Source organism: Acrocarpospora pleiomorpha (genome assembly GCF_009687885.1).
Taxonomy (GTDB): domain Bacteria; phylum Actinomycetota; class Actinomycetes; order Streptosporangiales; family Streptosporangiaceae; genus Acrocarpospora; species Acrocarpospora pleiomorpha.
This window is the reverse complement of the sequence record NZ_BLAF01000038.1, coordinates 49,802-61,877: the sequence shown is the minus strand read 5'-3', so window position 1 is coordinate 61,877 and position 12,076 is coordinate 49,802. Positions and strand designations below refer to the sequence as shown.

The window sequence follows — 12,076 nt, the reverse complement described above, 5'->3', positions numbered from 1 at the left end:
CTTCAGCCAGCCAGTGTGATTTGGGCTAGAGCCGGGCCCACGCCTCGGTCAGGACGGAACGCAGGATCGACTCGATCTCGTCGAACTCCTTGGGCCCGGCAATCAGCGGGGGGGCGAGCTGGATGACGGGGTCGCCGCGGTCGTCGGCACGGCAGTAGAGACCGGCTTCGAACAGGGCCTTGGAGAGGAAGCCGCGGAGCAGCCGCTCGGACTCGTCCGCCGAGAACGTCTCCTTGGTGTTCTTGTCCTTGACCAGTTCAATGCCCCAAAAGTACCCGGACCCGCGCACATCTCCAACTATGGGCAGGTCAAGGAGGCGTTCGAGGGTGCTGCGGAAGATCGATTCGTTGCGGGTCACGTGGCCCAGCAGGTCTTCCCGCTCGAACAGGTCCAGGTTGGCCAGCGCCACCGCCGACGACACGGGATGCCCGCCGAAGGTAAAGCCGTGGCCGAACATCTCGGTTCCGGTGGCGAAAGGCTCGAACAGCCTGTCGCTGCAGATCATCGCGCCGAGTGGGGAGTATCCGCTGGTCAGGCCCTTAGCCGAGGTGATGATGTCGGGTACGTAGCCGAACTTCTGGCCGCCGAACATGGTGCCGAGCCGGCCGTACGCGCAGATGACCTCGTCGGAGACGAGGAGCACGTCGTAGCGGTCGCAGATCTCGCGCAGGCGCTGGAAGTAGCCGGGCGGCGGCGGGAAGCAGCCGCCGGCGTTCTGCACCGGCTCGACGAAGACGGCGGCCACCGTGTCGGGGCCCTCCATCTCGATGGCGGCCGCGACCCGGTCGGCGGCCCACCGGCCGTACTGCTCGGGGGTCAGGCCGGGGAAACCGCTGATCTCCTCGGCGCGGTAGTAGTTGGTGTTGGGGACTCGGACCGAGCCGGGCACGAGCGGCTCGAAGGCCTGCTTGAACGGCGGGATGCCGGTGATCGAGAGGGCGCCGTGCGGAGTGCCGTGGTAGGCGATCTGGCGGCTGATCACCTTGTGCTTGAGGGGCTTGCCGACCAGCTTGAAATACTGCTTGGCCAGCTTCCACGCGGTTTCGACGGCCTCGCCGCCGCCGGTGGTGAAGAAGACCCGGTTCAGGTCGCCGGGGGCGGCTTCGGCCAGCCGCGCGGCCAGCTCGACGGCTTTGGGATGCGCGTACGACCAGAGGGGGAAGAACGCGAGCTCCTGCGCCTGCTTCGCGGCGGCTTCGGCCAGTTCGGACCGGCCGTGCCCGGCCTGCACCACGAACAGCCCGGCGAGGCCGTCCAGGTACCGCTTGCCGTGGACGTCGTAGATGTAGGCGCCTTCGCCCCGAACGATCATCGGCACTTCGCCGCCGGCGTAGGAGCCGTGCCGGGTGAAGTGCATCCAGAGGTGGTCCTGAGCGGCCTTCTGCAGGTCTTCGGCGTTGGTCATCTCATACTTCCCTCGGGTGGCCTGAGTCCCCCACAGTGTGCATCGCCCGTTCGGCATTTGCCAAGCGATTGCGTGGCGTCAATCTGGCAAGACTTCGGATTCCGCTACATCGACATGTAACAGCAACGAAATCCGTCAGGAGATTCTTGGGCATCCCCGACCCTCGGCGCGCGTTGTGGTGCAATGGGCGGACCGAATGCTGAGATAGTGAGGGATTTGACGTGGCACCAGAGGAAATCGAGAACGCCGTCCGCGCGGGCATGCCGCAGGCGGTAGAGGACCTCAAACGGCTCGTATCCATCCCGTCCGTGGCGTTTCCCGGACATCCCGAGGAGCCCGTGCGCGCGGCCGCCGCCCTCGCGGAGGAGCTGCTGCGCTCGGCCGGGCTCCCCGACGTGCGGCAGATCCCGGTGGCCGGCAGCTTCCCCGCCGTCTACGCCGAAGCCCCCGCGCCACCCGGCGCCCCCACCGTCCTGCTGTACGCGCACTACGACGTGCAGCCCCCCGGCGACCCGGCGCTGTGGCGCACCCCCGCCTTCGAGCCGACCGAGATCGACGGCGCGCTCTACGGGCGGGGCGCCGCCGACGACAAATCCGGCATCATCCTCCACGTCGCCGCCCTGCGCGCCTTCAACGGCCGCTTCCCGGTGGGTGTCCGCGTCATCCTGGAGGGCCAGGAGGAGTACGCGGGCGAGCGCCTGGAAGCGTTCGTCGAGCACAACCCCGACCTGATCAGGGCCGACGCGATCGTGGTCGCCGACGCCGGCAACCCGCGCGTGGGCGACCCCGCGGTGACCACCACGCTGCGCGGCATGGCGGCGTTCACCGTCGAGGTGCGCACGCTCCGCGAGGCCGTGCACAGCGGCTCCTTCGGCGGGGCCGCGCCGGACGCGCTGGCCGCGCTGATGCGCATGCTCACCGCGCTGCACGACGACAGCGGCGACCTGCGGGTGCCGGGGCTGCCGCGCGGGTCCTTCCGCGGCCAGGCCTCCTCGGAAGAGGAGTTCCGAGTCACCGCCGGGGTGCTGGACGGCGTGTCGCTGGCCGGTTCGGGTTCGCTGGCCGACCGGCTCTGGGCGTCGTACGCGGTGACGGTGACCGGGCTCGACGTGCCGACCGTGTCCGGGGCGATCAACGCGGTGCAGGCGGTGGCGCGGGCCCGGGTGACGATCCGCACCCCTCCGACGGGGGATCCGAAGACGGCGCTCAACGATGTCACGGACTACCTGCGGCAGGTCGCGCCGTGGGGGGCGCAGGTGTCGTTCTCCGATCATGTGATGGGGGCCGGGTATCTGGCCGAGTCCGGCGGGCGGGCGCGGGCCGCGCTGAACGGGGCCATGGAGCGCGCCTTCGGGCGGGCGCCCAGAGAGGTTGGACAGGGCGGGTCGATCCCGCTCGTGTCGACGCTGGCCCGGCAGTTCCCGGCCGCCGAGATCATGCTGTACGGCGCGGAGGACGATAACGCCTCGATTCACGCGCCGAACGAGCGGGTGGATCTGGAGGAGCTGCGCCGGGTGGCCACAGCCGAGGCGCTTTTCCTGGCCGCGTACGGGGAGCTGTGATCTGCAACTAACGCAGGTCCTTATTCGTCGGAAATCTCAGAGGCAAGGCTGAGATTTCCGGGAGGCCTGTTGAACCAGCAGCGGCGTCGGCGGGGGTTCGCGCCGGTCATCGTGGCGGTCATTCTCGTGGGCGCGGTCGTGGTGGTTGTCCGTACCGTGTTCGGGGCTTGTGACGCGACGAAGCTCGTGGTGGCGGCGTCCAGCGAGAAGGCGGAGCTGCTGCGCCAGATCGCGGCCGGGTATCGCGGGAACTGTGTCGAGGTCGTGGTGCAGGCCAAGGCGTCCGGGGGTGCGATGCAGGCGCTCGCGCGCGGGTGGGACGAGCGGGTGGACGGGCCGCGGCCGGATGTGTGGTCGCCCGCGGGATCGGGGTGGATCACGCTGCTGGCGCAGCGGGTCAAGGGGCGCGGGCCGGTGGGGAAGGACAATCCTTCGATCGCCAGCACGCCGCTGGTGATCGCCATGCCGGAGCCGATGGCGGAGGCGATGGGGTGGCCGCGGAAGAAGCTGGGCTGGTCGGACATCCTGGAGCTCGGGGATGATCCGGAAGGATGGGCGAGGTACGGCCATCCGGAGTGGGGCGCGTTCCGGCTCGGCAAGACAAATCCCAATTTTTCCACGTCTGGGTTGAATGCGACGATTGGGGCGTATTTCGCGGCTACCGGGTTGTCGGGGGATCTGGTGAAGGCGAATGTGAACGAGGGGAAGACGCGGGAGTTCGTGCGGGGGGTGGAGCGGTCGATCGTGCACTACGGGGATACGACGCTGACCTTCCTGTCGAACCTGCAGCGGGCGGATGACGCGGGGGCGGCGATGTCGTATATATCCGCTGTTACGGTCGAGGAGAAGTCGGTCTGGGACTACAACCAGGGCAATCCGACGGGGGATCCGAAGACGCTGGGGCAGCATCGCAAGCCGAAGGTTCCGCTGGTGGCGATCTATCCGAAGGAGGGCACGCTCTTCTCCGACAATCCCTACGCGGTGCTCTCCTGGGCCGACAAGACCAAGCGCGCCGCCGCGGCCGATTTCCTGAAATATCTCCATGAGGACGCCCAGCAGGCCGAGTTCGCGTCCTTCGCCTTCCGGTCCTACCAGGGCAGGCCCGGGAAACTGATCACCGCGGCCAACGGCCTGGACCCGAAGCAACCCAAAACCCGGCTGAACGTGCCGCTACCCGGCGTGCTCGACCAGATCCTGACCAGCTGGGCCACCCTCCGCAAACCCGCCAACGTCCTCATGGTCATGGACGTCTCCGGCTCGATGTCCGCCGAGGTCAGCGGCACCGGCAAGACCAAACTCGAACTCGCCAAGCAGGCCGCGGTCAACGCCCTCCCCCAGTTCGGCCCCAACGACCGCGTCGGCCTCTGGATCTTCTCCACCAAGCAGCGAGGCACCCGCGACTACCGCGAACTCGTCCCCATGAACCGCGGCACCGCACCCGCCCTCAAGGCCCGCATCAAATCCCTGATCCCCAACGGCGGCACCGGCCTGTACGACACCGCCCTCGCCTCCTACCGCCACGTCCTCACCCACCACACCGACGACGCGATCAACGCCGTCGTCTTCCTCACCGACGGCAGAAACGAGGACCAGGCCTCCATCGCCCTCGACGACCTCCTCCCCGACCTCCGCAAGGAACCCGGCCAGGAATCCGTCCGCATGTTCACCATCGCCTACGGCGAGGACGCCGACCTCACCGTCCTCCAGCAAATCTCCCAATCCACCAACGCCGCCGCCTACGACTCCCGCGAATCCAACAGCATCGACCAGATCTTCACCGCGGTCATCTCCAACTTCTAACCACCACTCAGCTGCGCGATATCCGCTGGGCCGGCGTTGCCGCCGCTGCAGACGATGGCGACCTTCTTGCCCGCGAAATCGGCGGGCCGGGCGAGCAGCACGGCCAGCGCGGCGGCTCCCGCGCCCTCCGCGAGGGTGTGCACGTCATTGGCCAGCACCCGCTGGGCGGCGCGGCAGTCGTCATCGGAGACCAGGATGAAATCGCTCAATCCCCCGCGCATGATGCGCTGCGGCAGGGCGAACGCCGATCCTGTGGCCAGCCCGTCAACCGTTGTCTTCATCGGCCGCCGGACGAGCTCTCCCAGCCGCCATGAATCATGGGCCGCTGGGGCTTGCGCCGACTGCACCGCGATCACCTGGCAGCGCGGTGCCAGGGCCCGTGCGACCACGCAGGCCGCAGCAGCCCCCGTCCCGCTGCCCACGGGCACGACGATGACATCCAGATCAGGTTGCCGGGTAAGCATCTCGTAGTAGAGCGTCCCCACACCCGCGATGATGTCCGGTTCATCCGCCGGACTCACCAGCCGCCGCCCCTCCTCGTCGGCCAGCGCCCGCGCGTTCTCCCCCGCCTCGACCATCGTGGCCCCCGCCACCACCACACTCGCCCCAAGCGCCTCAACCGCCGCGACCTTGGCCGGATTCGGATTCTCCGGCATCACGATCGAACAGGGCACCCCGAACACCCGCGCCGCATAGGCCACCGACTGCGCGTGATTCCCCGTCGAGTACGCCACCACCCCGCGCTCCCGATCAGCCATCCCCGCCAGCAGCGTGATCCCACCCCGGACCTTGAACGCCCCGGTCGGCTGCACGTTCTCATGCTTGACATGCACCTCGGCACCGACAAGCGCGTTCAGCACGGGATAGGACCACATCGGCGTCTCAGGCAGATACCCAGCCAGAACCTGCCGAGCTTTGAGCACGTCTCGCATTTCCGTCATAGGCACACCTTGATGCCCACGCCACAATCCGGCAACCACGGAGATCCCGGCGTAGCCGCACCCGCAGTGGGCGGGACGAGCGCGACTCGGCACCGCACGAATGCGACCGAGAGCCATAGTGTTGCATTAGTGATGCACTAGATGAGTACTATGGGAGCATGAAGTCCTTCCCGTTCAGCGCCCTAGCCCGCGAGCGCAACGACGTTTTTCCCGAACTGGAAGCCGCCGACGTCCTTCTTGAGCGCAGAGACGCCGAGAACGTCTGGCTGGTCCGCGATGAGCGCTACCAGGCTGCCCGCAACGCCCTGCTGACTCTGGCCCGGTCTATGACGATCGTGGCCCGGGCCAACCGGGCGCTCGCCGAGGAGGCGCTGGCCGAAGACCTGCCCTGGCTGACCTGGCTGCCGGAGAACGAGCGCCCCCAGTGCGTCCGCGAACTCCTCGCCCACCTTCTCGCCGGAGCCGACACCGGCGAACTGATGCCCTACGCCCGGGCGCGCCGGTCCTGGACCTCCACCGCCCTTGCCTGGAGCAACCCCGAGATCGCCCGCGACCTCCTCGATCCTTTCGACGGGACAGGCGGACAAAGCATCGACGGCGAGAAATGAGCGGCCGAGGTGAAGAAATCCGCCGGCCAACCGGGTGGGTGGTCCGCGCGGCCAACGCCAAGGCATGGCGCGCTTGGCGGGAACTCCGAGCGCAGGTCCCAGGCAACTGCGACCGGTGCTGGCTCGACCTCACCGGCGACCCTCGCCGCGTCGACGACCGCCAGCATCCCCTCAGTGGAGCGCTGGGCACGGTAAAGCATGACGGCCGTGACCTCGAGCAATGGCAGTACGAAATCACCGCCGGAGGTCGGATCTGGTATGTCATCGACGATACCGATAAGACCATCTGGCTCACGAAAGTCGCGGCGGGTCACCCGAAGGAGTCCGAGCGACGGAACCGCTGGTGATCATCTGGGCGCGTTGTTGATCTATCGTCGTTGACAAATCAGGTGCTATTGGGAGCCGTTTCTCCGTATCGTCTGGGGTTATGCCGGATATCGCCGCTCTTGCCGTTTTCTCGATGGCCACGTTGGCTCTCCTAATCGTTCCTGGGCCCGCTGTGGTCTACATCGTGACGCGGAGTGTGGCGCAGGGGCGTACCGCGGGGTTGGTGTCTGTGCTTGGGGTGCATGCGGGGTCCGTTGTGCATGTGGTTGCGGCGGCGTTGGGGCTCAGTGCGCTGTTGGCGACGTCGGCCCCGGCGTTCATGGTGGTCAAATACCTTGGGGCGGCCTATCTGGTCTGGCTTGGTGTTCGTAAGTTGCTGGGTCGGCCGGGGGCGGAGGTGGGCGAGCCCGATGTGGCGTCCTCGTCGCGGTTGTTCGGGGAGGGGTTCGTGGTGAACGTGCTCAATCCGAAGACGGCGATCTTCTTTCTGGCCTTTCTGCCGCAGTTCGCCGATCCGGCGGCTGGGGCGCTCGCGCCGCAGATCGTGCTGTTGGGGGCGATCTGGATCGTGCTTGGAATGGCGAGTGACGGGACTTATGTCCTCATCGCCGCATCGCTGGCCGGGCGGATACGGCGGTCGGCCACGGCGCGCCGCCGCCTCGACATCGGCAGTGGCGTGATCTACCTGGGGCTCGGCGCGGTGGCGGCCCTCACGGGTGAGGGCCGCAAGTAGCTACGTGCCCTGGGCGGCTTGTGCGGTTTCCTTGGCCCAGCGGTAGTCGGCCTTGCCGGCGGGAGAGCGCACCATTTCGTCGACGAAGGCGTAGGTGCGGGGGACCTTGTAGCCCGATAGTTTCGCGCGGCAGTGGGCGTCCAGGGTTTCGGCTGTGGGGGTTGTTCCGGCGCGAGGTTCGATTACGGCGGCCACGCTGAAGCCCCAGCGGTCGTCGGGGATACCGGTGACGACGGCGTCGAAGACGTCGGGGTGGCCTTTGAGGACGGCTTCTACCTCTTCGGGGAAGACCTTTTCGCCGCCGGTGTTGATGCACTGGGAGCCGCGGCCGAAGACGCGCATCGTGCCGTCCTCCTCGACCACCGCGAGGTCTCCGGTCAGCAGCCACTTCACGCCGTCGGCGTCGGTGACGAAGGTCTGTTCGGTCTTCTCGGGGTCGTTGTAGTACGCGAAGGCGATCCGGCCGGTTTTCGCCACGGTGCCCATCTCGCCCGTACCAGGCTGGACGGGTTTGAGGTCGGCGTCCAGGACGGCCATGTTCGAGTTGGCGTTGGGCTGGTATTTGAGGCCGGTTTCGGGGGACGAGCCGGACACGGCGGAGGCGGTGTAGCCGGATTCGGTGGAGCCGAAACTGTCCATGATCATCTTGTTCGGGAGCAGGGCCTGTAAACGGTCGCGGACGGAGCCGGTCAGGATCGCGCCGGTCGAGCTGACCACGAGCAGGGAGGACAGGTCGTATTCGCCGGTCGCGATCGCGTCGGCCAGCGGCTGGGCCATCGCGTCGCCGGTGATGTTGATGGTGAAGACCTTCTCGCGGTCGACCGCGGCGAGGACCGCGCGGGCGTCGAACTTCGGGACGTACACCATCGTCGCGCCCATCCACCAGGCGATGAACGTCCCCATCTGAGCGGCTCCGTGCATCAGCGGCGCGGCGGCCATCATGATCATCGGCCCGGAGTTACGGGCCTGCTCGATCACCGCATCGGGCGAGGACAGCGGAGCGCCATAGGGGTTCCCACCCCCGAACGCCATGAACAGATCCTCGACGTGCCACATCACCCCCTTCGGCATCCCCGTCGTGCCGCCGGTGTAAATGATGTAAATGTCCTGCCCAGACCGGCTCTCGAACCCCCGCGCGTCCGACGATTCGACCAGCGCCGTCCGGTACGGCACCGCCCCCGGAACCCGCGACTCCCCACCCACCGCGATCAGGTGACGAAGCAACGGCACCCCCGGCGCGACCGCCGCCACCCGCTCGTCGAACTCCACGTCATAAATGAGCGCCACCATGTCCGAGTCGTTGTACAGATAGAGCAACTCCGCCTCGACATAGCGGTAGTTCACGTTCACCGCCACCGCCCGGATTTTCAGCGCGGCCAGGATCGCGGTGATGTACTCGATCCCGTTGTACAGATGAATCCCGACATGTTGCCCCGCCCGCACCCCCTGCGCGGCCAGATGGTGCGCGAGCCGGTTCGCCAGCGCGTCCAGCTCGGCATATGTCACCCGCTCGTCCCCGCAGATGACGGCTACACGGTCCCCGATCGTGTCCGCGAGTCCTTCGAACAGGTCGGCATGGTTGAACTCCATGGGACTCCTTCAGGGCTTGTCGGCTCCGACGATCCACATGGCGAAGAACTGCGCGCCTCCGCCGTACGCGTGTCCGAGGGCCTTCCTGGCGCCCTCGACCTGGTGTTCTCCGGCCATGCCGCGCACCTGGAGCGCCGCCTCGGCGAACCGGATCAGCCCGGAGGCCCCGATCGGGTTGCTGCTGAGCACGCCGCCGGAGGCGTTCCACGGGGTGTCGCCGTCCAGGGCCGTACATCCGGCTTCGGTCAGCTTCCAGCCCTCGTTCTCGGCGGCGAAACCCAGGTTCTCCAGCCACATCGGCTCATACCAGGAGAACGGCACATACACCTCGGCGACGTCGATCTCGCGGCGCGGGTCGGTGATGCCGGCCTGCCGGTAGACGTCGGCGGCGCAGTCCTTGCCGCCCTGCGGGTTCACCGTGTCCCGGCCTGCCCGGAATATCGGTTCCGAACGCATCGCCGTACCGTGCACCCAGGCCGGGCGGCCGGTCACCGCGTGTTCGGCGGCGAGCACCATCGCGCAGGCGCCGTCCGAGGACGGGCAGGTCTCCAGGTAGCGGATCGGCTCCCAGAGCATGGGCGTGGACTCGACCATGGCCCGGTCGATGCCGGGGATCTTCAGGTGCGCGTAGGGGTTCTTCAGCGCGTTCTGCCGGTCCTTGACCGCGACCAGCGTGCCGATGTGGCCGGGCGCGCCGGAGCGGCGCATGTACTCGCGGATGTGCGGCGCGAAATAGCCGCCCGCGCCGACCACCAGCGAGGCGTTGTACGGCAGATGCGTGGAAAGCGCCCAGGTCGCATTGGACTCCGACTGCTTCTCGTACGCGACGACCAGCACCCTTTCGTGCACTCCGCCCTGAATCAGCGACGCCCCCACCAGCGCGGTCGACCCGCCCACGGAACCGGCGGTGTGCACCCGCGTCATCGGCTTGCCCGCCGCCCCGAGCGCGTCCGCCAGATACGCCTCCGGCATCATCACGCCCTCGAACAGGTCGGGCGCCTTGCCGATCACGACGGCGTCGATGTCCTTGAAGGTGAGCCCGGCGTCCGCCAGCGCGCGCAGCGCGGCCTCCCGGACCAGACCGGCCATGGAGACGTCGCGGCGTTTGGTCGTGTAGTGGGTCTGGCCGATTCCGATGATCGCGCAACGGTTGCCCATCAGACCTCGCTCGAAAGGACGGCGACCAGGTTGTGCTGGAGGCAGGGGCCGCTGGTGGCGTGCGCGACGGCGCGGCGGGCGGTTCCGTCGAGGACGCGCTGGGCGGCTTCGCCGATGCGGATCAGGCCGGTGGCCATGACGGGGTTGGCGGCGAGTGGACCGCCGGAGGGGTTGATCACGGTGTCCGCGGGGAGCCCGAGGGCTTCGCGGAGGATTGGCTCTTCGTGGCTGAATTGGGTGTGCAGTTCGGCGACGTCGACAGGGCCCTTGCCGACTCCCGCGGCTGTCGCGGCGTCGGCGGTGGAGGTCGATTGGGCGAGGTTGCGCATGCCCAGGTAGTGGGGCTCGATGCGGTGGGCGATGCCGGTGATGTAGGCGGGGCGGGGATATTTCGTGATTTGCTCGCCCGCGACGAGGACGACAGCTGCGGCTCCGTCGGTGATCGGCGCGACGTGGCCGTCGTCTTCCTCGGTGGGGTCGGGGAGGTTGAGCGCGTATGGGTTGGTTCGTCCGTCGGCTCTGCTGCGGCGGACGATCGCGTCCAGCTCGGCGCGATCGGTGCCTCGGGCGCTGGCCTGGAGCCCGGCGAAGGAGATCTGATCCAATCCCAGTGGGGCTAAATAGTATGGATCAAGCTGCAATGTCATGATTTCTCGGAGATCGCTCATGGAGGTCTTGCCGAAGCCGTACACGAGGGCGGAGTCGACGTCGCCGTGCTGGAGGCGGACCCATGCCTCGTACAGGGCGAAAGCGCCGTCCATCTCGACGTGGCTTTCCGAGATCGGCGGCCAGGCGCCCAGCGAGTCCAGCGCGGACACGAACGAGAACGGGGCTCCGGCCAGGTAGTCGCAGCTGCCCGAGCAGGTGAAGCCGAACCTTCTCAGGCCCGACTTGACCCGTACCTCCTCGATCACCGGCAGCAGGAGCTCCGGTTCGGTCAGGCCGGCGTCGTGGTCGGTGTGCACGGTCTGGGCGAACGCGACGATCGCCACCTCACGCATCAGTTCTCCAGCTCGGCGTCGGGCTCTCCGGTGGGAGCGAACCATTTGATGTTGGTCATCGCGAGGGTGCGTTCGGACTCGGGGAGCCAGACCGCGCGGACGCGCATGCCTTGCCGTACCTCGTGGGCGGGGACGTCGCCGACCAGGGCGATCATCGGGGTGTCGGCGCCGTCCAGCAGGATGTACGCGGAGACGAAGGGCACCTGGGGGGCGCGGGGGTCGGGCAGGTTGTTGATGGCGAATGTGGTGATCGTCCCGGTGTCGGAGACCTGGCGTTCCTCCGCGATCAGGGAGCCGCATTCGGGGCAGGAGATGCGGTAGGGGACGTAGACCTTGTCGCAGGTCGCACAGTGTCCCGCCAGAAAGACGCCGTCGCGCACGCCTTCGAGGAAGCGGGTGAGGGCCCGGCCGGGTTTGAGCGTGTATTCGGCGCGGACCGGGGAGACGATCATCGTGACTTCGGGGACGAAGCATTCGATGTCGGTGATCTGGCCGATTCGTTCGGCGCGCCAGCGGGGGCGCACGCGGAGCCCTGGGCGCATCGCCTTCACGTGGCCCGCGTCCACCGCGTGCACCAGGGTGGTGTCGGCACCGTCGAGTTTGATCAATGCCCAGGCGAAGGGGTGGTCGAGGGGGTGGTTCTTTCGCGGCGCGTGCACCCAGACCCATTCGGCGACCGTTCCCGCCGGGCCGACCTGGACGAATTCATCGGTTACCGGGTCGCCGGTGTGGGGGTCGTATTCCAGCGGGGGGACGAGAGTGCGCTGGTCGGCGGTTCGTACGCCCACGATCCGGGCGTCGCGTAATTCGGTCAGGAAACGGCCGATCACCGGTCCCGTGGTCCTGGTGTAGCCGCCGGGGAACTCCAGGACGTGGGTCGCTGACAGTTCAGATTCCGCGGTCATATTGGAGCGCCTCCACGTTGGCGTCAGGATCCGAGGTCACGCCAGG

Annotated in this window: 10 protein-coding genes; 4 read left to right on the top strand and 6 right to left on the bottom strand. The window is 67.8% G+C overall.

The features are described from left to right. Positions 1 to 25 precede the first annotated feature (25 nt). A complete protein-coding gene (locus tag Aple_RS29735) occupies positions 26 to 1,405 on the bottom strand; it encodes an aspartate aminotransferase family protein (RefSeq protein ID WP_155348022.1) in 1,380 nt (459 codons plus the stop codon). Between the two features lie 221 nt (positions 1,406 to 1,626). Between Aple_RS29735 and Aple_RS29730 the strand changes: the two genes are divergently transcribed. Continuing rightward, positions 1,627 to 2,967 carry a M20/M25/M40 family metallo-hydrolase gene (locus tag Aple_RS29730; RefSeq protein WP_155348021.1) on the top strand — a complete coding sequence of 447 codons (1,341 nt, stop codon included), beginning with the start codon at positions 1,627 to 1,629 and terminating at the stop codon, positions 2,965 to 2,967. Between the two features lie 69 nt (positions 2,968 to 3,036). Next, the gene (locus Aple_RS29725) at positions 3,037 to 4,767 is read left to right on the top strand and encodes a substrate-binding and VWA domain-containing protein (protein ID WP_246264868.1); all 1,731 of its coding nucleotides are present in this window, start codon (positions 3,037 to 3,039) and stop codon (positions 4,765 to 4,767) included. Here the strand turns inward: Aple_RS29725 and Aple_RS29720 are convergent. Then, the gene (locus tag Aple_RS29720; protein WP_155348019.1) at positions 4,764 to 5,708 is read right to left on the bottom strand and encodes a threonine ammonia-lyase; all 945 of its coding nucleotides are present in this window, start codon (positions 5,706 to 5,708) and stop codon (positions 4,764 to 4,766) included. The genes Aple_RS29725 and Aple_RS29720 overlap by 4 nt on opposite strands. Before the next feature lie 158 nt (positions 5,709 to 5,866). Between Aple_RS29720 and Aple_RS29715 the strand changes: the two genes are divergently transcribed. Together Aple_RS29715 and Aple_RS29710 are read left to right on the top strand one after the other, a co-directional pair. Then, on the top strand, positions 5,867 to 6,316 hold the full coding sequence (locus tag Aple_RS29715; RefSeq protein WP_155348018.1) for a hypothetical protein: 450 nt from the start codon (positions 5,867 to 5,869) through the stop codon (positions 6,314 to 6,316). A 427-nt stretch (positions 6,317 to 6,743) separates the two neighbouring features. Next, on the top strand, positions 6,744 to 7,376 hold the full coding sequence (locus Aple_RS29710; protein WP_155348017.1) for a LysE family translocator: 633 nt from the start codon (positions 6,744 to 6,746) through the stop codon (positions 7,374 to 7,376). Here Aple_RS29710 and Aple_RS29705 read toward each other — a convergent pair whose 3' ends face one another. From Aple_RS29705 to Aple_RS29690, 4 genes are read right to left on the bottom strand one after another with little or no spacing between them, the layout of a single operon-like run. Beyond that, the gene (locus Aple_RS29705; protein ID WP_155348016.1) at positions 7,377 to 8,966 is read right to left on the bottom strand and encodes an acyl-CoA synthetase; all 1,590 of its coding nucleotides are present in this window, start codon (positions 8,964 to 8,966) and stop codon (positions 7,377 to 7,379) included. It lies immediately after the preceding gene. A 9-nt stretch (positions 8,967 to 8,975) separates the two neighbouring features. Then, complete coding sequence (locus Aple_RS29700; RefSeq protein ID WP_155348015.1) at positions 8,976 to 10,124, bottom strand: thiolase family protein; 1,149 nt, start codon at positions 10,122 to 10,124, stop codon at positions 8,976 to 8,978. Next, complete coding sequence (locus Aple_RS29695) at positions 10,124 to 11,125, bottom strand: thiolase family protein (RefSeq protein ID WP_155348014.1); 1,002 nt, start codon at positions 11,123 to 11,125, stop codon at positions 10,124 to 10,126. The genes Aple_RS29700 and Aple_RS29695 overlap by 1 nt, the downstream gene beginning before the upstream one ends. Next, the gene (locus tag Aple_RS29690) at positions 11,125 to 12,030 is read right to left on the bottom strand and encodes a Zn-ribbon domain-containing OB-fold protein (protein WP_155348013.1); all 906 of its coding nucleotides are present in this window, start codon (positions 12,028 to 12,030) and stop codon (positions 11,125 to 11,127) included. Before Aple_RS29690 ends, Aple_RS29695 begins: the two co-directional genes overlap by 1 nt. Positions 12,031 to 12,076 lie beyond the last annotated feature (46 nt).

Excerpts from the sequence above, each read along its gene's own strand:
- Aple_RS29690 (WP_155348013.1), bottom strand. The coding sequence starts at position 12,030 with ATGACCGCGGAATCTGAACTGTCAGCGACCCACGTCCTGGAGTTCCCC.
- Aple_RS29710 (WP_155348017.1), top strand. The coding sequence starts at position 6,744 with ATGCCGGATATCGCCGCTCTTGCCGTTTTCTCGATGGCCACGTTGGCT.
- Aple_RS29695 (WP_155348014.1), bottom strand. The coding sequence starts at position 11,125 with ATGCGTGAGGTGGCGATCGTCGCGTTCGCCCAGACCGTGCACACCGAC.
- Aple_RS29700 (WP_155348015.1), bottom strand. The coding sequence starts at position 10,124 with ATGGGCAACCGTTGCGCGATCATCGGAATCGGCCAGACCCACTACACG.
- Aple_RS29705 (WP_155348016.1), bottom strand. The coding sequence starts at position 8,966 with ATGGAGTTCAACCATGCCGACCTGTTCGAAGGACTCGCGGACACGATC.
- Aple_RS29715 (WP_155348018.1), top strand. The coding sequence starts at position 5,867 with ATGAAGTCCTTCCCGTTCAGCGCCCTAGCCCGCGAGCGCAACGACGTT.
- Aple_RS29720 (WP_155348019.1), bottom strand. The coding sequence starts at position 5,708 with ATGACGGAAATGCGAGACGTGCTCAAAGCTCGGCAGGTTCTGGCTGGG.
- Aple_RS29735 (WP_155348022.1), bottom strand. The coding sequence starts at position 1,405 with ATGACCAACGCCGAAGACCTGCAGAAGGCCGCTCAGGACCACCTCTGG.